18 protein-coding genes are annotated in these 18,170 nt (G+C 61.9%); 10 read left to right on the top strand and 8 right to left on the bottom strand.

Annotated features, from left to right (window positions below; translation table 11 throughout):
* Positions 1-3 precede the first annotated feature (3 nt).
* Together secDF and yajC are read right to left on the bottom strand one after the other, a co-directional pair.
* Complete coding sequence (secDF, locus tag V6765_RS10205; RefSeq protein WP_448428341.1) at positions 4-2,559, bottom strand: protein translocase subunit SecDF; 2,556 nt, start codon at positions 2,557-2,559, stop codon at positions 4-6.
* Between the two features lie 135 nt (positions 2,560-2,694).
* Complete coding sequence (gene yajC, locus V6765_RS10200; protein ID WP_448428339.1) at positions 2,695-3,039, bottom strand: preprotein translocase subunit YajC; 345 nt, start codon at positions 3,037-3,039, stop codon at positions 2,695-2,697.
* A gap of 232 nt (positions 3,040-3,271) precedes the next feature.
* On the opposite strand from yajC, the gene V6765_RS10195 reads away from it, so the two are divergent.
* Complete coding sequence (locus V6765_RS10195) at positions 3,272-4,138, top strand: ATP-binding protein (protein WP_448428337.1); 867 nt, start codon at positions 3,272-3,274, stop codon at positions 4,136-4,138.
* Between the two features lie 268 nt (positions 4,139-4,406).
* Here V6765_RS10195 and ettA read toward each other — a convergent pair whose 3' ends face one another.
* Positions 4,407-6,056, bottom strand: a complete 1,650-nt coding sequence (gene ettA, locus V6765_RS10190; RefSeq protein WP_448428335.1) for an energy-dependent translational throttle protein EttA — start codon at positions 6,054-6,056, stop codon at positions 4,407-4,409.
* 178 nt (positions 6,057-6,234) lie between these two features.
* Between ettA and V6765_RS10185 the strand changes: the two genes are divergently transcribed.
* Positions 6,235-6,561 carry a BON domain-containing protein gene (locus tag V6765_RS10185; RefSeq protein WP_448428333.1) on the top strand — a complete coding sequence of 109 codons (327 nt, stop codon included), beginning with the start codon at positions 6,235-6,237 and terminating at the stop codon, positions 6,559-6,561.
* Between the two features lie 3 nt (positions 6,562-6,564).
* On the opposite strand, the gene V6765_RS10180 is transcribed toward V6765_RS10185, so the two are convergent.
* From V6765_RS10180 to V6765_RS10165, 4 genes are all read right to left on the bottom strand, one after another.
* Positions 6,565-7,281, bottom strand: a complete 717-nt coding sequence (locus tag V6765_RS10180) for a ribonuclease T2 family protein (protein ID WP_448428331.1) — start codon at positions 7,279-7,281, stop codon at positions 6,565-6,567.
* Between the two features lie 124 nt (positions 7,282-7,405).
* Positions 7,406-7,750: a RidA family protein gene (locus V6765_RS10175; protein WP_448428329.1), complete on the bottom strand. Its 345-nt coding sequence runs from the start codon at positions 7,748-7,750 to the stop codon at positions 7,406-7,408.
* 67 nt (positions 7,751-7,817) lie between these two features.
* Positions 7,818-8,156 (bottom strand): TIGR01244 family sulfur transferase, encoded by a 339-nt coding sequence (locus V6765_RS10170; RefSeq protein ID WP_448428327.1) that lies wholly within the window; start codon positions 8,154-8,156, stop codon positions 7,818-7,820.
* A gap of 75 nt (positions 8,157-8,231) precedes the next feature.
* The gene (locus V6765_RS10165; protein WP_448428325.1) at positions 8,232-9,068 is read right to left on the bottom strand and encodes a DUF4432 family protein; all 837 of its coding nucleotides are present in this window, start codon (positions 9,066-9,068) and stop codon (positions 8,232-8,234) included.
* Between the two features lie 151 nt (positions 9,069-9,219).
* Here V6765_RS10165 and V6765_RS10160 point away from each other — a divergent pair, with 151 nt between their 5' ends.
* The 6 genes from V6765_RS10160 to V6765_RS10135 all read left to right on the top strand — a co-directional run bounded on the left by V6765_RS10160 (position 9,220) and on the right by V6765_RS10135 (position 15,371).
* A complete protein-coding gene (locus V6765_RS10160) occupies positions 9,220-10,554 on the top strand; it encodes a L,D-transpeptidase (protein ID WP_448428323.1) in 1,335 nt (444 codons plus the stop codon).
* A gap of 84 nt (positions 10,555-10,638) precedes the next feature.
* A complete protein-coding gene (locus V6765_RS10155) occupies positions 10,639-12,063 on the top strand; it encodes a cryptochrome/photolyase family protein (RefSeq protein ID WP_448428321.1) in 1,425 nt (474 codons plus the stop codon).
* A 95-nt stretch (positions 12,064-12,158) separates the two neighbouring features.
* A complete protein-coding gene (locus V6765_RS10150; RefSeq protein WP_448428319.1) occupies positions 12,159-13,190 on the top strand; it encodes a cysteine synthase A in 1,032 nt (343 codons plus the stop codon).
* A gap of 10 nt (positions 13,191-13,200) precedes the next feature.
* Complete coding sequence (locus tag V6765_RS10145; protein ID WP_448428318.1) at positions 13,201-13,923, top strand: alanyl-tRNA editing protein; 723 nt, start codon at positions 13,201-13,203, stop codon at positions 13,921-13,923.
* Between the two features lie 39 nt (positions 13,924-13,962).
* The gene (sseA, locus tag V6765_RS10140) at positions 13,963-14,802 is read left to right on the top strand and encodes a 3-mercaptopyruvate sulfurtransferase (protein WP_448428317.1); all 840 of its coding nucleotides are present in this window, start codon (positions 13,963-13,965) and stop codon (positions 14,800-14,802) included.
* A gap of 5 nt (positions 14,803-14,807) precedes the next feature.
* Positions 14,808-15,371, top strand: a complete 564-nt coding sequence (locus V6765_RS10135; RefSeq protein WP_448428315.1) for a GNAT family N-acetyltransferase — start codon at positions 14,808-14,810, stop codon at positions 15,369-15,371.
* Between the two features lie 74 nt (positions 15,372-15,445).
* Here the strand turns inward: V6765_RS10135 and V6765_RS10130 are convergent, their stop codons facing one another.
* A complete protein-coding gene (locus V6765_RS10130; RefSeq protein WP_448428313.1) occupies positions 15,446-16,066 on the bottom strand; it encodes a PadR family transcriptional regulator in 621 nt (206 codons plus the stop codon).
* A 247-nt stretch (positions 16,067-16,313) separates the two neighbouring features.
* On the opposite strand from V6765_RS10130, the gene V6765_RS10125 reads away from it, so the two are divergent.
* Entirely contained in the window at positions 16,314-17,240 is a 927-nt protein-coding gene (locus V6765_RS10125) for a glutaminase (RefSeq protein ID WP_448428311.1), read from the top strand.
* A gap of 50 nt (positions 17,241-17,290) precedes the next feature.
* Positions 17,291-18,136: a tRNA 2-thiocytidine(32) synthetase TtcA gene (gene ttcA, locus V6765_RS10120; RefSeq protein ID WP_448428797.1), complete on the top strand. Its 846-nt coding sequence runs from the start codon at positions 17,291-17,293 to the stop codon at positions 18,134-18,136.
* Positions 18,137-18,170: the final 34 nt, after the last annotated feature.

Genomic DNA, 18,170 nt, shown 5'->3' with positions numbered 1-18,170 from the left:
TCGTCAGATCGTCTCCACCGTGCCCTGCTCCTCGGGCGCGCCCTCGTCCTTCTTGTTGAAGGTGTCGGGGCGCAACTTGAAGGCGATCAGCACGGGGGCCGCGATATAGATCGAGGAGAAGGTGCCGATCGCCACGCCAAACAGCATGGCGAAGGTGAAGGAACGGATCACCTCGCCGCCGAAGACGTAGAGGGCCGCCAGCGCCAGCATCGTCGTCACCGCCGTCAGGATGGTGCGCGACAGCGTGTGGTTGATCGAGATATCGATCAGCTCCGGCAGCGGCATCTTCTGATAGCGCCTCAGATTTTCACGGACGCGGTCATAGACCACCACCGTATCGTTCAGCGAATAGCCGACGATCGTTAGCACCGCCGCGATACTGGTGAGATTGAACTCGACCCCCGTCAGCACGAATACGCCGATGGTCAGTATCACGTCATGCGCTGTCGCGATGATCGCGCCGACGGCGAACTGCCACTCGAAGCGGAACCAGATATACATCAGGATCGCGATCAGCGAGGCGAGCACGCCGATGGTCGCCGAGCGGCTGAGTTCGCCGGAGACAACCGGACCGACCACCTCGACGCGCGAGAAGGTGTAGTCGCTTTCCAGCGCGGAGCGGATCTTGGTGATCGCGCTCTGCTCGGCATTCGCGCCGCCGTCCTGGGCCGGAATGCGGATCAGCACGTCCTTGTCAGAGCCGAAGCCCTGGGCCTGAACCGCGCCGATGTTCAGCTCGTTCAGCGTGGTGCGAATTTCGGAAAGGTTCGCGGGCCCGGACTTCGCCTCAACCTGCACCACCGAACCGCCGGTGAAGTCGATGCCGAGATTCATACCCTTGGTGCCGAAGCCGACGACCGACGCGATGACCAGCACGACCGAGATGATGAAGGTGACCCGGCGGAAGTTCATGAACGAGAAATTGATGCCGTCGAACATGCCGGTGCGGATGCCCTTCGGCAGTTCCTTCGGGCGCTTACGGCGAACCCATTCGGCAATCATCCAGCGCGTCAGATAGAAGGCGCTGAAGATCGTGGTGATGATGCCGATCGCCAGCGTCACCGCGAAGCCGCGCACCGGACCCGAGCCGAGGAAAAACAGGATGACGGCAGCAATCAGCGTCGTCAGGTTGGCGTCAATGATGGTGCCGAAGGCGCGCGAGAAGCCGGCATCCACCGCCTGCACGATGCTGCGGCCATTGCGCCGTTCCTCTCGGATACGCTCGTAGATCAGCACGTTGGAGTCCACCGCCATGCCGATCGTCAGCACGATGCCGGCAATGCCCGGCAATGTCAGCGTTGCCCCGATAACGCTGAGCAGCGCAAGCAGCAGCACGATGTTGAAGAACAGGGCGATATTCGCGACGAGGCCGAACATGCCGTAGAAGGCGACCATGAACACGACCACGGCGGCAGCGCCGATGACCGATGCCATGACGCCGGCGCGGATCGAATCGGCGCCGAGGCTCGGACCGACCGTCCGCTCCTCGACCACCGTCAGCGTTGCCGGCAGCGCGCCGGCGCGCAGCAGAACGGCAAGGTCGTTCGCGCCCTGAACCGTGAAATTGCCCGAAATCTGGCCCGACCCGCCAAGTATCGGCTCATTGATCACCGGCGCGGAAACGATCTGGTCGTCGAGCACGATCGCGAAGGGGCGGCCGACATTCTGCTGGGTCGCCTGGGCGAAGCGCTGGGCGCCGCGCGAATCGAAGCGGAAATTGACCACCGGCTCATTCGTGCGCTGGTCGAAGGCGGCCTTGGCGTCGACCAGGTCCTCGCCCGAGATCAGCGCGCGCTTCTCGATCACATAGGGGACCGGCGGATCGTCCATCGAGTAGAGCACTTCGGTGCCCGCCGGCGGACGTCCTTCGATCGCATCCTGCGCCGAGGTCGTGGTGTCGACCATGTGGAAGGTCAGTTTCGCGGTCTTGTTCAAGAGCGCCTTCAGGCGCTGCGGATCGTCAAGGCCCGGCACCTGCACGATAATGCGGTCGTCGCCCTGTCGCTGGATCAGCGGCTCGGTGGTGCCGAGCTCATCGACGCGGCGGCGGATCACCTCGATCGACTGTTCGACGGCCGAGCGCATGCGGTAATCGATGCCCTGTTCCGTCAGCGTCAGGCGGATGAGGCCGTTGCCGTCATCATCCATCGTGACTTCCTGGAAGGTGCCGCCGTTGAGCGTGCCGGCATTGACATATTCGGCAAGCGGCTCGAGCGCGGTTTCGGCTTCCACATACTGCGCCGGATCGGTGATCCGCACCTGGGCGCTGTCGCCCGTACCGGAAAGTCCGGTATAGCGCACCTGCGCCTCGCGCAGATCGGCGCGCACATCGTCTACCAGCGTGTTCAGCCGGTCGGTAACGATGTCATCCCGATCGACCTGCAGCATGATGTAGGAGCCGCCCTGAAGGTCGAGGCCGAGCGTGATCTTGCTGTCGGGCATCCATCCCGGGAGCTTCGACAATTGCTGGTCGCTGAAGATATTCGGCAAAGCGATGACGATGCCCACCGCAACGACTAGCCAGATGAAGAAGGTCTTCCAACGGGAAAAATACAGCATGAAGGTCTCGGTTCGTCGGTTTCACGAAGCAGGCGGCAACCCGGAAGGTCCCGCCTCTGTTTCGGCGCTCGGGCCGAAGGCATGCAATAGAATTACGGCCGAACCGGGCTTTTTCACGGTTCGGCCGTAATGAAATCAGGACTTGGCGTCTTCGGTCTTCACCGGCTCGCCCTTGACGCGCACGTCGGAGACGTAGGCGCGCATGATGCGGATGCGCACGCCGTCGGCGATCTCGACTTCAAGCTCGTTGTCGTCGATGACCTTGACCACCTTGCCGACAATGCCGCCGCCGGTGACGACCTGATCGCCGCGGCGGATGGCGGCCAGCGTTTCCTGGCGCTTCTTGGCCTGGCGGCGCTGCGGCCGGATCAGCAGGAAATACCAGATCGCCATCAGCGGCACGAACAGGAAGATCATTTCCATGCCGGAACCGAACGGACCTGCGGCGCCTGCCGCCTGGGCGTAAGCCGTGCTAAACATCGTGTTCAAAACTCCTCAAACCAGAACCAGGGCCACGCCCGGCGTCAAGACGGGGCCCACCCCCGCAAACGTGTCGCCGGTATATAGTCGGAGCCCTGTCCAATGCAACAATAGCCTAAGAAACACCGATGCTTTTTGCGCTTTAGTGGCCATTTTGCCCGGGAATCGACCTTGCATCGGCTGCCGAAACCGGAAATCTGGGCGGCAATGACGGATAGCATAGGAGAACGACGTGAACACCGAGACGACAGACAGGCTCCTTGCAGAGGTAACGCGGATCGCCAATGCGCTGGAGCGCCTGTCCGGCCCGCAGCCGCGCGAAAACGATCTCGACGCCGCCGATTGCTTCGTCTGGAAGCCGGAGCAGCTTTACCTCGCGCCGGTCGCAAGCCCCAGCCGCGTCGATCTGTCGCTGATCCGCGGCGTCGATCATGTCCGCGACATCCTGTTTGAAAACACGCTGCGCTTCGCCGAAGGCTTTCCGGCCAACAACGCGCTTTTGTGGGGCGCGCGCGGCATGGGCAAATCCTCGCTGGTGAAGGCGGTTCACGCCGCCATCATCGCCGAACACAAATTGCCGCTCAAGCTGGTGGAACTCTACCGCGAGGATATCGGCACGCTCGGCGACCTGCTCGAGATCATCAAGGCTTCCTCACACCGCTTCCTGCTGTTTTCCGACGACCTCTCCTTCGATCACGACGACGCCGCCTACAAATCGCTGAAGGCGGCGCTTGATGGCGGCGTCGAGGGGCGGCCGGAAAACGTGCTGCTCTACGCCACCTCCAACCGCCGCCATTTGATGCCGCGCGACATGATCGAAAACGAGCGCTCCACCGCGATCAACCCGTCAGAAGCGATCGAGGAAAAGGTCTCGCTGTCGGACCGCTTCGGCCTCTGGCTCGGCTTCCACAAATGCTCGCAGGACGATTATCTGGCGATGATCGACGGCTACGCCGCCCATTTCGGCCTCGAAGGCACCCCTGAAACCCTCCACGCCGAGGCGCTGACCTGGGCCACCACCCGCGGCGGCCGTTCGGGTCGCGTGGCGTGGCAGTTCGTGCAGGATATCGCGGGACGGCAGCGGAAGCGGTTAGGTTAGTGAGCGGATTGGCTGCGAGGACAGCTTGCTCGAAAGAGCAGGCGTGTTGTCTGAAGCAGATCGGCTTGCTCCCAATACTCTCTCCCGCTGGCGGGAGAGATGCCCCGACAGGGGCAGTGAGGGTGGCGCGGCATTTCAAGCCGTGAGGGCGTTCGCGGGGATACTCTCTCCCCTCACTGTCGCTGTCGCGACATCTCTCCCCGCTGGGGCGAGAAGATTGGGTGGCTTTGCGGCAATGATTTCCAGTACCGCAAAGCTTCAGGACTAATTACCGCGTCAGCCGCTTATACGTCACCCGTTTCGGGTTCACGCTTTCCGGCCCAAGCCTTCTGATCTTGTCGGCTTCGTAGTCTTCGAAGTTGCCCTCGAACCATTCCACGTGGCTGTCGCCCTCGAAGGCGAGGATGTGGGTGGCGAGGCGGTCGAGGAACATGCGGTCATGGCTGATGACCACGGCGCAGCCGGCGAAGTTTTCCAGAGCATCCTCGAGCGCGCCGAGCGTCTCGGTGTCGAGGTCGTTGGTCGGTTCGTCGAGAAGAAGAACGTTGGAGCCGGATTTCAGCATCTTGGCGAGATGGACGCGGTTGCGCTGGCCGCCGGAGAGGTTTCCGACCTTCTGCTGCTGGTCGCCGCCCTTGAAGTTGAACGCGCCGCAATAGGCCCGCGAGTTCATCTCGAACTTGCCGAGCTTGATGATGTCATTGCCGCCGGAAATCTCTTCCCAGACATTCTTGTTGCCATCGAGCGAATCGCGGCTCTGGTCGACATAGCCGAGATCGACGGTTTCGCCGATGCGGATATCGCCGGTATCGGGCTTTTCCTGACCGGTGATCAGCTTGAAGAGCGTCGACTTACCAGCGCCGTTCGGGCCGATGACGCCGACAATGCCGCCGGGCGGCAGCTTGAACGACAGGTCCTCGAACAGCACGCGGCCATCATAGGCCTTCGACAGGTTTTCGGCCTCGATCACCACATTGCCGAGACGCTCGCCGACCGGAATGATGATCTGGGCATCGCCCGGGCGACGGTTTTCGGCGGATGCCACGAGTTCGTCATAGGCGCGGATACGGGCCTTCGACTTGGCCTGACGGGCCTTGGGGCTCGAGGCAATCCATTCCTGCTCGCGCGACAGCGCCTTCTGGCGACTGCCCTCCTCGCGGGCTTCCTGCGCAAGGCGCTTGGCCTTGGCCTGCAGATAGGCCGAGTAATTGCCCTCGTAGGGAATGCCGCGGCCGCGGTCGAGCTCGAGGATCCAGCCGGTGACATTGTCGAGGAAGTAGCGGTCATGGGTGACCATCAGGATCGCGCCCGGATATTCGCGCAGGTGCTTTTCCAGCCAGGCGATGGTCTCGGCGTCGAGATGGTTGGTCGGCTCGTCGAGCAGCAGCAGGTCGGGCTGGCGCAGCAAGAGCTGGCAGAGCGCGACGCGGCGCTTTTCACCGCCGGAGAGATTTTCAACATTCGCGTCGCCGGGCGGGCAGCGCAGCGCGTCCATCGCCATCTCGACCTGGTTTTCAAGGTCCCAGAGGTTCTGCGCGTCGATCTCGTCCTGAAGACGCGCCCCCTCGTCCGCCGTCTCGTCGGAATAGTTCATCATCAGTTCGTTGTAGCGGTCGACGATCGCCTTCTTGTGGGCGACGCCTTCCATCACGTTTTCGAACACGGTCTTTGTCGGATCGAGCTGCGGCTCCTGCGGCAGGTAGCCGAGCGTCGCGCCTTCGGCGAGCCAGGCCTCGCCCGTCCATTCCTTGTCGAGGCCGGCCATGATCTTCAGCACGGTCGACTTACCCGCGCCGTTCGGGCCGAGAATGCCGATCTTGGCGTCCGGGTAGAACGACAGGTGGATGTCTTCGAGTATTTTCTTGGCGCCATAGGCCTTCTTGAGCCCGGCCATGTGGTAGATGAACTGTCGTGCCATATCTTTCCTGCTTCCCGTCAATTGGATGCTTGGGCCGCTATGTATGCGAAACCGGCTTAGGAAACAATGCGCCTTCCCGAATTGCCGCCGCCGTCACAAAGACGTCATGAAATGAACAATCAGCCTCGTCAGACGTTTAAGGCTTTAGAATTGAAACGGCATTTGGAAGGAAGCGACAATGGTACTGAAAAAAGCGGCTTTCTATGGCGAACCGGTTGAAGACACCGAGGAATGGAATCCCGACGCCCGCAGGGAGGATGAGATCGCCAGCGAACTGGCCTCCTCCGGCCTGCTCGATGCCAGCGAAGTGCACGTCACCGTCAAGGGCGAGGAGGCCCGGCTCACCGGCGAGGTCTATATGCGCGAGGAAATCGCGGTCGCCGGCAATATCGCGCTTTCCGTCGAGGGCATCAAGCGGGTGCGCAACGCCATCCGCCCGAAACAGCGCCATCTGCGCAGCGCCGGCAAGGAAGACGATGCCCGCGCCCAGAGCCGCACGCTCTGAACTTTACTGCAGACCGGCGGGGTCGACGATCCCGCCGTCGCAACCGATCGAGGTCCTGCCCGCGCCCTGTATAAGGTCTTCCAGCGACGTCCCCGGCGCATATTTGTCGGAGAGGCCGATCGTGATCTCGTCGATCAACTGACGATCTCCATCGGCAACGCAGCTGATCTTGATGCGATTCTTCGCCCCACGCCCGAATGCGCTGTCAAAAGCCTTGGCAATCTCATCGGCGGAGAGTTCGTTGCCGATGTTCGCCTGAAACAGCCTGGCGACCTCCGAACCGTTCAATTGCTCAAGCAGGTCGACAGACGTCTGGAAGTAGTTTTCCGGCGTGAACCTGGTGCAGGTGCCGTGCTTTACCCATTCGTGGCGCTGGAGATTGGATTGCGTCCCCGGCATCACCTTCGCCAGCGTTTTGCGAAGGTCATCGCTCAGCGTGAGCGCCGGCAAGGCGTTCCAGTTGCCGTTTTCATCAGTCGCGCGAACGTCCGCCGTAACGCCGCAATAGTTCTCGCCGAGCGGCCAGAGCCCATGCAGCGAGAAATGGCCGGCATCAAAGCGGCTTTCCGTCTGGCTCTTGCATTCGGGCTTGTCCTGATGGCCTTCGCAGAAGGCAGGCTGCCAGCTGACGGCCAGGATCGCCGCGGTCCCGCGCGCCATCGTCGGCGTCGCCGCACTTGCCATCATCGCTATTGCGATCAATGCTGCCCTGATTTTCATGTCCCCCGATCTCCCCAAGCTGAACCGGCGCAGAATAGCCTGCCGGCTGAACAGTTCTAATACGCGCCGCCGAAAAATGGCCTGGATGTGCACCAGGCCATTCCGGCGGCAAACGGCACCGCGATCAGTCCAGAGCAGCGATCACCGTGAACTCCACGAGGATATGCGGCGCGGCAAGCTCGGCCTGGCTGGTGGCGCGCGCGGGCGTGTTTGCCGGATCGACCCAATCTTTCCAGACCGCGTTCATCTCGGCGAAATTGCCCATATCCTTCAGATAGACCAGCGTCTGCAGGATCTTTGACTTGTCGGTCCCGGCCTCGGCCAGAAGTGCGTCGACCTTGGCAAGGCATTCCTTCGCCTGCGTCGTTACATCGGGACCTTCGCCGGTCTGGCCGGAAAGATAGACCGTGTTGCCGTGGACAACCGCGCCGGACATCAGGGGGCCGGGCTTGATACGTTTTACCGTCATCGCATTCACTTTCTTTTGCATGCAGAAACAAAGGGCGGCCCGACGGGACCGCCCTGATTATCAAAACTCAGCCGCGCAGACGCTTGGCCTCCTCGTAGATCCGGGTCGAGCGCGCACCCGAGCGGCAATAGGCCAGCACCGGCTTTTCCATGTCATCCAGCGCATCGACCATGCCGGTCACGGCGTCGGGCGTGAGCCCCATGCCGCCGACGGGCACATGGGCGAAATAAAGCCCGGCATCCTCGGCCGCCTTCTTGATTTCGGCAACGGCCGGCTGCCCCGGCTCCTCGCCGTCCGGCCGGTTGCAGACGATGGACTTGAACCCCGCCGCCTTGATCTCGGCGATCTGGTCGGGCGTGATCTGCGGGCTTACGGCATAAAATTCATCGATCGGGCGGATATTCATGGCGCTATCCTTGTTGCGTTTGGTCCGCAGAAACTAAGAAGATTCTGACGATTTGCAAGATGGCGGACGACCTGGCTATTCGAAACGAATTTTGAGCGAAAATCGCTTCGAGCCGCCCGGCTCAACCGGCTCCAGCTCGCCGGCTTCGGCAAGTTTGCGCCGCGAGGTCCAGCGGTGGGAAACCGGCTCGATGCCGAGAATATGCGCCGGCGCTTCCTGATTGCGCCAGATCTGCAGATAGGGCAGCGTCGCCGTATCGACGGAAAGCACGAAGGAGCGCCCGCCGAGCGCCGCGATCGGGCCAAGCCGCGTCGTCGACCAGCCGTCCTCGCCGCTTTCCGCCGGCACGCAGAAGATGCCGTGATCGCCCTCGCCGAACCGCCAGGGCAGCGCGCCCTCGGGCAGAGAGGCGCCTTCAAGCCGCACGCCGTCATCGAAATGCTTCGCGCCGAAATTGATGTGATACATCATCATGATCGGCAGCGCCGTCTCGGAGCGGTTGATCACGGTATCGGCAAGGCTCAGTTCGCCGGTCGCAGCATCCAGCGTCCAGCGGCGCTCGATCAGCATATCGCCGCCATTGGCAGTCTTTACAGGAATGGCCGCAATGCATTCGGCGCCCGCCGGACCGGTCTCCAGCGATTTGACGACGGCAGCATTGGCGGAGGCGGAGCCGTGCAGCGGATAGAAACGCCCCTCCTCGCCCTCGACGGGCTCGGGATGACGGATATGCTCGGGCCCGCAGGTGAACAGAAATCCTTCCAGCGAGTGGTCGATGCGCGGATCGCCATCATCTGGAATGGCCCGTTTCGGCGCGATGTCGACGCCCGCCACAACGCAGCCGCCGATATCGAGAACCGATGTCGGATCGAGTTGAAAAGCCGGGCCGTCGGGAATGCTGAAATCGATCATGATACGTCCGTCATAAAACCAAATTTAACCACGTTTGTAAGATAATGAAACCTGCCGGTTCAGCCGACGTTCATTCTCCAGGGCTTTGAATCCATCCCAAAACGAATCCGGCAAGGATTTTGCCGATTATAACGCTCACACGGTCGAAGACATGCGAAAAGCGAGATTGTACACCATTCCCTTCTGTCTGGCGCTGGCGGCGGCATCCGCCGTTACGCCGGCCCAGGCGCATGAGCCGCTCTACAGGGATGGCCGGCAGATTCTGCTGATCGCGCCCGATGGCGCAATGCTCGACTATGTGCCGGAAGCCGGCAGCGTGGTCCTGAGCCGCGATGCCAATGGCCGCCAGATCCTGCTCGATGCCAATGGCAGCCTCGTTGCGACGGAATTCTATGCGGATGAGTACCGCTCGGAAAATGCCGGCTACAATACCAATCAGGGCTTCGACCAGGGTTGGCAGCGCGGCAACAGCTGGGGCGAGCGCCCGTTCGGCACGAACGGCCGGGCCCGCTGGAGCCGGGACTTTGGCAATCAGAACGCCTACCCGCCGCCGCCCGCCAATGATTTTCCTTCAGCGCCGCAGACCGCGACGCCCGACCGGCCGGAAACCGGCGCTCCGGTTGCCAAGACGCCCGCCAAGCCGGATATGAACGTGGTCGCGACCCAGGTGTTTCTCGACCGCAAGGGCTTTTCGCCAGGCGTCATCGACGGGCTGATGGGCGACAATGTCCGGAAAGCGCTGGACGCCTATGCCGAGGCCACCGGCGAAAGGCTCGATCCCGTCGCCGACAGCGAAAAGATCATGCAGGCGCTATCGCTGGAGGGCGGCCTGCCGTTCACCACCTATACCATCACCGCCACGGATGCCGCCGGTCCCTATGTGGCGGCCATCCCGTCCGACTACGCCGAAAAGGCCGAGCTTCCGGAGATGTCCTACACCTCCGTCACCGAAATGCTCGCCGAGAAATTCCATATGGACGAGGGCTTCCTGAAGAAGATGAACCCGGATGCCGACTTCTCCCGGCCCGGCACCACGATCAAGGTCACGAGCGTCGGCAAACCGGACAAGACCAAGGTCACGAAGATCCTCGCCGACAAGGCACGCAAGCAGCTGCGCGCCTATGACGCCGAGGGCGTGCTGGTCGCTGCCTATCCGGCCACGATCGGCTCGGCCGACACCCCCTCGCCCTCCGGCACCGTCTCGGTGGAGCGGATCGCGATCGACCCTAACTACACCTATAATCCGCACAAGAACTTCAAGCAGGGCGACAACAATCAGGTGCTGACGATCAATCCCGGTCCCAACGGGCCCGTCGGCAATGTCTGGATCGCGCTGTCGAAGCCGAGCTACGGCATTCACGGCACGCCCGATCCCGACAAGATCGGCAAGACCTCGAGCCATGGCTGCGTAAGGCTGACCAACTGGGATGCGAATGAACTCGCACACATGGTGTCACCGGGCACAACGGTCGAGTTCATCGACTGAGCCCGTAGCGCTTTGCATGACGGCCTTTGCCATCCGCTTTCTGTGCCCTACATCATCCGCGAAACGAACGGATGACGAGGGACTATGGCCAAACCGGCAGTTTACTGGATCCGCAATGATCTGCGCCTTGCAGACAACCGCGCGCTTGCCGAAGCCTCGGCCGACGGCCGACCGGTGGTGCCGGTCTATATCCGCGAGGACAATGGCAATGGCCCGCTTGGCGCGGCACAGGCCTGGTGGCTGGAGCGCTCGCTGGAGAAACTGTCGGAGCGCTATGACGATCTCGGCGCGCCGCTGGTTTTGCTGAGCGGCGACCCGCTGAAGGTTTTGCGCGCGCTGATCGAGGAAACCGGCGCCGAGACCGTCGTCTGGAACCGGCGCTACAGCACAGAAGGCATTCGCGCCGACAAGACGATAAAAAAGGCGCTGGACGATGACGGGATCACCGTCAAGAGCTTTGCCGGCCAGATCCTGCACGAGCCTTCGAACTTCAAGACCAAGTCGGGCGGTCCCTACAAGGTCTACACCCCGTTCTGGAAGGCGTTTTCGGCGGAACAGCATGTGCCCGATCCTGTCGATGCCCCGAACAGCCTTGGGGGCATATCGAAAAAAATCAAATCCGAGAGTGTGAAGGACTGGAAGCTCTACGAGGCAAAGCCCGACTGGGCGGCAGGTTTTTCCGAGATCTGGGAGCCGGGCGAGGAAGGCGCGATCGAGCGCCTCGACCATTTCATTGACGATGTCGTGCAGGATTACGCCGAAAAGCGCGACCGGCCGGACCGGCAGGCGACCTCGATGCTCTCCCCGCATCTGGCGCTCGGTGAGATTTCGCCAGCGACGGTCTGGCATCGCATCAATGCAGCAAAATCGATATCCGCGGAAAATAGGAAGAAATTCCTGCAGGAACTCGTCTGGCGCGATTTCTGCCATCATCTGCTGTTTCATGCGCCGGACCTTGCAGAGAAGAACTGGAACGGGCGCTTCGATGATTTCGGCTGGAAGGACGACGAGGAAGCGTTTACCGCCTGGACCAAAGGCCAGACCGGCTACCCGATCGTCGACGCCGGCATGCGCCAGCTCGGGCGCGAGGGATACATGCATAACCGCGTGCGCATGATCGCGGCCTCCTTCCTGATCAAGGACTTGATGATCGACTGGCGGCGCGGCGAGAAATGGTTTCGCGATACGCTGGTCGACGCCGATCCCGCCTCCAATGCCGCGAACTGGCAATGGGTCGCGGGTTCGGGCGCGGATGCGGCTCCGTTCTTCCGCATCTTCAACCCGACCCTTCAGGGCGAAAAATTCGATCCGGCCGGCGACTATGTCCGCGCCTATGTGCCGGAGCTGAAGGAAATGCCGAAGAAACACATCCACGCCCCGTTCGACGCGCCTGACGACATGCTGAAGGAAGCGGGCGTAACACTTGGCAAGACCTACCCCAAGCCGCTGGTCGACCACAAGGCAGCGCGCAAACGCGCACTTTCCGCCTTTGAGGCGGTCAAAAACTGAAATCGCTTTGCGCGAGAACACCTCCTCACGCAAACCTAATCCTTGGCAAATAGCCACCCCGGCGGCACAAGTACGGAAAAATTGAAAGCGAGATCATGACCACGCATTCCTCCGTCATCGACCTGATCGGCAACACGCCACTGGTGAAGCTTCGCGCCGCCTCGGAGGCGACGGGCTGCACGATCCTCGGCAAGGCCGAATTCCTCAATCCCGGCCAGTCGGTCAAGGACCGCGCGGCACTCTACATCATCCGTGATGCCGAGAAACGAGGCCTGCTGAAGCCCGGCGGCACGATCGTGGAAGGCACCGCCGGCAATACCGGCATCGGGCTGACCATGGTCGCCAACGCGCTCGGCTACAAGACCGTGATCGTGATCCCCGAGACCCAGGCGCAGGAGAAGAAGGACGCGCTGCGTCTGCTCGGCGCGGAACTGGTCGAGGTGCCGGCCAAACCCTATCGCGATCCGAACAATTACGTAAAACTCTCCGGTCGGCTTGCCGAGAAGCTCGCCAGGGAAAACCCGAACGGCGCGATCTGGGCGAACCAGTTCGACAACGTCGCCAATCGCAATGCCCATATCGAGACCACGGCCGAGGAAATCTGGCGCGACACCGACGGCAAGGTCGACGGTTTCATCTGCGCCGTCGGCTCCGGCGGCACGCTTGCCGGCACGGCGATCGGCCTCAAGGCAAAGAACAAGAACGTCAAGATCGGCATCGCCGACCCGGAAGGGGCAGCGCTTTACGAATTCTATGCCCATGGCGAACTGAAGAGCGAGGGCGGCTCGATCACCGAGGGCATCGGTCAGGGCCGGATCACCGCCAATCTGGAAGGCTTCACCCCGGACTTCGCCTACCGCATTTCCGACAGCGAGGCGCTGCCGCTGATATTCGATCTGGTGACGGATGAGGGCTTGTGCCTCGGCGGCTCATCGGGCATCAATATAGCGGGCGCCATTCGCCTGGCGCGCGAGCTCGGCCCCGGCCACACCATCGTCACCATATTGTGCGACTATGGCAACCGGTATCAGTCGAAGCTTTTCAACCCGGAATTCCTGAAGGATAAAGGGCTGCCGCTGCCGCAATGGCTGACCCGGAAAACGGAGATTTCCGCTCCGTTTGAATAGAAAGTAACCCATGCCTGTTGATGCCCTCTTCCGCAACGATTTCACCCTTAAAAGTTGCGATGCGGTGGTCACGGCAGTGCATGAGGACGGTTCTTTCGAGACCGACCGCACCTGTTTTTACGCAACCTCCGGCGGCCAGCCGGGGGATACCGGCATTGCCCGGCGCACCGATGGTTCGACGATCGCGCTTGCCGTTACCCGACACGGCGAGACCAAGGACATCATCCTGCATGTACCGGCAGACGGCGAGGCGATGCCCGTCGTCGGCGACTGGTTGCGCCTGGAGATCGACTGGCCGCGGCGTCTCAAACTGATGCGCATGCACACCGCCTGCCACCTGCTCTCCGTCGTCTGTCCCTACCCCATTACCGGCGCCTCCGTTGGCGAGGACGAATCGCGCGTCGATTTCGACATGTCTGAGACAATCGACAAGGACGCGGTCACCGCAGCAATGATGAAGCTGGTTGAGGAAAACCACCCGGTCTACGTCCAGTGGATCACGGATGAGGATCTGGCCGCCAATCCCGACATCGTGAAATCGAAGAATGTCCGCCCGCCGATGGGCATGGGCCGGATCTCGCTGATCGCGATCGGCGCGAATGCCAGCGTGGACAGCCAGCCCTGCGGCGGCACCCATGTGCGCACAACCGGCGAGGTCGGCGGCATCCATATCGGCAAGATCGAAAAGAAGGGCCGCGAGAACCGCCGTTTTCGTATACGGTTTGATGCATAGGTCGTCGCATACAGATCATCGCATGAGGAGTGTCGCCAGATGAATTTTATCGTTTCGCCGGAATGGGTCGAGGAAAGGCTGGGCAAGCCCGGCTTCTCCGTCATCGACGCCTCCTGGTACCTGCCGGCCCACAACCGCGATCCGAAGGCCGAATACCTGGCCGGCCACCTGCCGGGCGCGGTGTTTTTCGATCACGATGCGATTGCCGATACCTCCTCCGGCCTGCCGCACACCCTGCCTTCGCCGGAAATCTTTGCCGGCGAGATGGAAGCCCTCGGCGTCGGCAGCGATCACACCATCGTGGTGTATGACGGCCCCGGCTATTTCGCCGCGCCTCGCCTGTGGTGGATGCTCAGGATGATGGGCGCCAGCGACGTCTACGTTCTCGATGGCGGCCTCGACGGCTGGCGCAACGAGGGCCGCGCCCAGGAGAAAGGGGCTCCCTCGCCCGCGCCGGCGAAGTTCAAGCTCGACGCCAAACCGCACCGCGTTACCTCTTTTGAAGACATGCGCGATATCGTTGCCTCCGGAAGCCGGCAGATCGCCGATGCGCGCAGCGCCGCCCGGTTCGAGGCCGTGGAGCCGGAACCGCGCGCGGGCATGCGATCCGGCCATATGCCGGGCGCGAAAAGCCTGCCATCCTCGACATTCGCAAAAAACGGCCGGTTCAAGTCGCCCGAAGAGCTTCGCGCGATGTTTGAAGAGGCCGGCATCGACCTTTCGAAGCCGGTGGTCACCACCTGCGGCTCGGGCGTCACCGCCGCCATCATCACGCTCGCGCTCGAAACCCTCGACCACACGGACAATACGCTTTATGACGGCTCGTGGTCGGAATGGGGCAGCCGCGATGATACGCCCGTCGCGACCGGAAAGGCCTGAGCGCGATGCCGAAAAAAAAGACAACATCGATCCCGGTTCACGTCACCCGGCTTGAAATGACCGCTGCGCCGAAGGCCCATATGCTGGCGCCGTCGAACCTTCATATCGCGCTGATGCGGGTGCCGGAAATTCCGCTTGCCTATTACCGTTTTCTCTATCGCCAAGTCGGCACCCGCTGGGAATGGGTCGACCGGGTGCGCATGAGCGACGAGGATCTGGCCGCCACCATCCACAATGACCGCACAACGGTGACCGTGTTCTATCTCGAGGGCGCGCCGGCCGGCTTTTACGAATACCACCGCGAGGATGACAGCGTTACGCGACTTGTGCATTTCGGCCTGTTCGAACGCGCGCTCGGATTCGGCGTCGGCAAATGGTTCCTGCTGCAGGCGCTGAAGGCGATCTGGGCCGATCAGCCCGAGAAAGTGATCACCGAGACCAACAATCTCGACCACCCGCGCGCGCTCCAGCTCTACCAGCAATTCGGCTTCTCGCCGGTCTCCACCCATGAAAGCGAAATCGCGCCGCTGTCGGATGCCGAACTTCTGGAATTGGCGCGGCGGTTTTAGAATTCGCCACATGAGGCAATAACCCGGCGAGAGCGCCGGGTTATATCTTTCGTTATATCGAAATTCCGCGAAGACTATTCGTAGCGAGCCGTGAACTCCAGGAGGGAGCGGACGATGTCGCTGGCGGCGGCAGGGTCATCATCCAGCTTGCGGGCGATCACCTCGCGCAGGTTCAGCATCGCGACGTCGACGCTTCGCGGCAGTTCGGGGCCGGCTTCGGCCTTGTGACGCTCTTTTCGCTGCTTCATCTTGTCGCCGATCGCCGACAGCGCCTTCAACGCCATGGATGCCTCGAACATGTTTTCGGCGAGATAGGCGCTGCCCTCCTCCGTGATCGCATAGCGCTTCTTGTTTCCGTCCTCGGTGGCCGCCACATAGCCGCCTTCCTCAAGGAAGGAGAGCGTCGGGTAGATCACGCCGGGGCTCGGCGCATAGAAACCGCCGCTCATTTCCTCGATGGCCTTGATGATTTCGTAGCCATGGCGGGGCTCCTCCCCGATCAGGTGGAGAACCAGAAGGCGAATCTGCCCCTGCCCGAGAAAGCGGCCCGGCCTGCCGGGACCGTCGCCGTCGCCGAAACCGAACGGACCGCCGAAGCCGCCCCGACCGAAACCGCCGCCGCCGCGCGCCATCATCATATATTCGCGGAACCCTGCGCGGGGATCGTGCGACCGATGCTCTTCAAATTGTCTCATCATGAGTGCTCCTGCTGTTTACGATATATCTAAAGATATAATTTCTGGAGAAAATTGCAAGATACGATATATCGAAAATTCAATTGAGCCCGAGCGGCTTCTCATCCAGCGGTGAATTCCAATACACTACGGGGAAAATCGGCGTTTACCGCGGACGCCGATTTCTCTATGCAGCGGTCCTGCCGCCCTGGCGCGGGGATGGGATGGCGTCATCGATCATGAAATGCTTTGAAGGGAGATGACCGGCATGAACCTGCAGACCATTGCTGACGATATCGTGCGCGAGCTCCAGCCGCGCGCCGGCGAAGGCCAGGTGGCCGACTACATTCCCGAGCTTGCCAAGGTCGACCCCGATCAGTTCGGCATCGCCATCACCACCATCGACGGCAAGACCTATCTGGCGGGCGACGCCGAGACGCAGTTTTCGATCCAGAGCATTTCCAAGGTATTCATGCTGACGCTGGCGCTCGGCAAGGTCGGCGAGGCGATCTGGAAACGGGTCGGGCGCGAGCCCTCGGGCTCCGCCTTCAATTCCATTGTCCAGCTTGAGCACGAGCACGGCATACCGCGCAATCCTTTCATCAATGCCGGCGCGATCGTGGTGTCCGATATCGTGCTTGCCGGCCACGCGCCCCGCGAGGCGATCGGCGAATTTCTGCGCTTCATGCATTTCATCGCCAATGACGAGACGCTGTCGATCGACGAGAAGGTAGCGCAATCGGAACAGCGCACCGGTTTCCGCAATTTCGCACTTGCCAATTTCATGCGTGGCTTCCGGAACATCCACCACCCGGTCGATCATGTTCTTGGCGTCTATTTTCATCAATGCGCGCTGATGATGAACTGCGTCCAGCTTGCACATGCCGGGCTTTACCTCGCCAATCACGGCACCAATCCGCTGACAGGCTTTTCCGTGGTCTCGCCGCGAAGGGCGCGCCGCATCAACGCGCTGATGCTGACCTGCGGCCATTATGACGGCTCCGGCGATTTCGCCTTCCGGGTCGGTCTTCCCGGCAAGTCCGGCGTCGGCGGCGGCATTCTGGCGGTCGCGCCCGGCAAGGCCTCGATCGCGGTGTGGTCGCCGGGGCTGGATGCCACCGGCAACCCCGCGCTCGGTTCCGTCGCGCTGGAAATGCTGGCGGCGCGCACCGGCTGGTCGGTTTTTGCGGGTTGATCCTTTCGGCGTAAACAGGCATTCCCATGGCAAACCAAGCGCCCGGAGCGATGATGAACGAACTGGCCGACGATACCCTGCCCGATGCCTTCCAGGCATTGTTTGCCGACGCGCCCTCCTCCGTCGGCTTTTCCAAGCTGCGCAAGCGGCTGCTCCGGCAGGTGCGTCAGGCGATCGCCGATTTCGACATGCTGAAGGACCAGAAGCGCTGGCTGGTCGCGCTTTCAGGCGGCAAGGACAGCTATGGCCTGCTCGCCGTACTGCTGGAGCTGAAATGGCGCGGGCTGCTGCCGGTCGACATCCTTGTCTGCAATCTCGATCAGGGCCAGCCGAATTTCCCCAAACATGTCTTGCCCGATTACCTGACGAAGCTCGGCGTTCCGCACAGGATCGAATATCGCGACACCTATTCGATCGTGACCGAGAAGCTCGCGCCGGGCTCCACCTATTGCGCGCTCTGTTCGCGTCTGAGGCGCGGCAATCTCTACCGGATCGCGCGCGAGGAAGGCTGCGACGCGCTGGTGCTCGGCCACCACCGCGAGGATATTCTCGAGACCTTCTTCATGAACCTGTTCCATGGCGGCAAGCTCGCGACCATGCCGGCAAAGCTTTTGAACGACGAGGGCGACCTGATGGTGTTGCGCCCCCTCGCCTATGCCGCCGAGGACGATCTCGCGCGGTTTGCCGAGGCGATGCGGTTTCCGATCATCCCCTGCGATCTCTGCGGCTCGCAGGACGGACTGGAGCGCAACGCCATGAAAGAGATGCTGGCCGACATGGAAGCGCGCATGCCCGGCCGCAAGGACGTGATGCTGCGGGCGCTTGCAAGCGTCAATCCCTCGCATCTGCTCGATCCGTCGCTGTTCGATTTCTCCGCGCTGACCGCCAAACGCTAACCCCGCGTTTTCACGTCTAAGCTTTGTGACAGAA

It is taken from the genome of Martelella sp. FOR1707, from assembly GCF_053484265.1.
Note: the sequence above shows the minus strand (reverse complement) of the source record. Positions and strands in the feature narration are given on the sequence as shown.

Coding starts and splice junctions, on each gene's coding strand:
- secDF (WP_448428341.1), bottom strand. CDS start 2,559: ATGCTGTATTTTTCCCGTTGGAAGACCTTCTTCATCTGGCTAGTCGTT.
- yajC (WP_448428339.1), bottom strand. CDS start 3,039: ATGTTTAGCACGGCTTACGCCCAGGCGGCAGGCGCCGCAGGTCCGTTC.
- ettA (WP_448428335.1), bottom strand. CDS start 6,056: ATGGCACGACAGTTCATCTACCACATGGCCGGGCTCAAGAAGGCCTAT.
- V6765_RS10185 (WP_448428333.1), top strand. CDS start 6,235: ATGGTACTGAAAAAAGCGGCTTTCTATGGCGAACCGGTTGAAGACACC.
- V6765_RS10180 (WP_448428331.1), bottom strand. CDS start 7,281: ATGAAAATCAGGGCAGCATTGATCGCAATAGCGATGATGGCAAGTGCG.
- V6765_RS10175 (WP_448428329.1), bottom strand. CDS start 7,750: ATGACGGTAAAACGTATCAAGCCCGGCCCCCTGATGTCCGGCGCGGTT.
- V6765_RS10170 (WP_448428327.1), bottom strand. CDS start 8,156: ATGAATATCCGCCCGATCGATGAATTTTATGCCGTAAGCCCGCAGATC.
- V6765_RS10165 (WP_448428325.1), bottom strand. CDS start 9,068: ATGATCGATTTCAGCATTCCCGACGGCCCGGCTTTTCAACTCGATCCG.
- V6765_RS10160 (WP_448428323.1), top strand. CDS start 9,220: ATGCGAAAAGCGAGATTGTACACCATTCCCTTCTGTCTGGCGCTGGCG.
- V6765_RS10155 (WP_448428321.1), top strand. CDS start 10,639: ATGGCCAAACCGGCAGTTTACTGGATCCGCAATGATCTGCGCCTTGCA.
- V6765_RS10150 (WP_448428319.1), top strand. CDS start 12,159: ATGACCACGCATTCCTCCGTCATCGACCTGATCGGCAACACGCCACTG.
- V6765_RS10145 (WP_448428318.1), top strand. CDS start 13,201: ATGCCTGTTGATGCCCTCTTCCGCAACGATTTCACCCTTAAAAGTTGC.
- sseA (WP_448428317.1), top strand. CDS start 13,963: ATGAATTTTATCGTTTCGCCGGAATGGGTCGAGGAAAGGCTGGGCAAG.
- V6765_RS10135 (WP_448428315.1), top strand. CDS start 14,808: ATGCCGAAAAAAAAGACAACATCGATCCCGGTTCACGTCACCCGGCTT.
- V6765_RS10130 (WP_448428313.1), bottom strand. CDS start 16,066: ATGAGACAATTTGAAGAGCATCGGTCGCACGATCCCCGCGCAGGGTTC.
- V6765_RS10125 (WP_448428311.1), top strand. CDS start 16,314: ATGAACCTGCAGACCATTGCTGACGATATCGTGCGCGAGCTCCAGCCG.
- ttcA (WP_448428797.1), top strand. CDS start 17,291: ATGATGAACGAACTGGCCGACGATACCCTGCCCGATGCCTTCCAGGCA.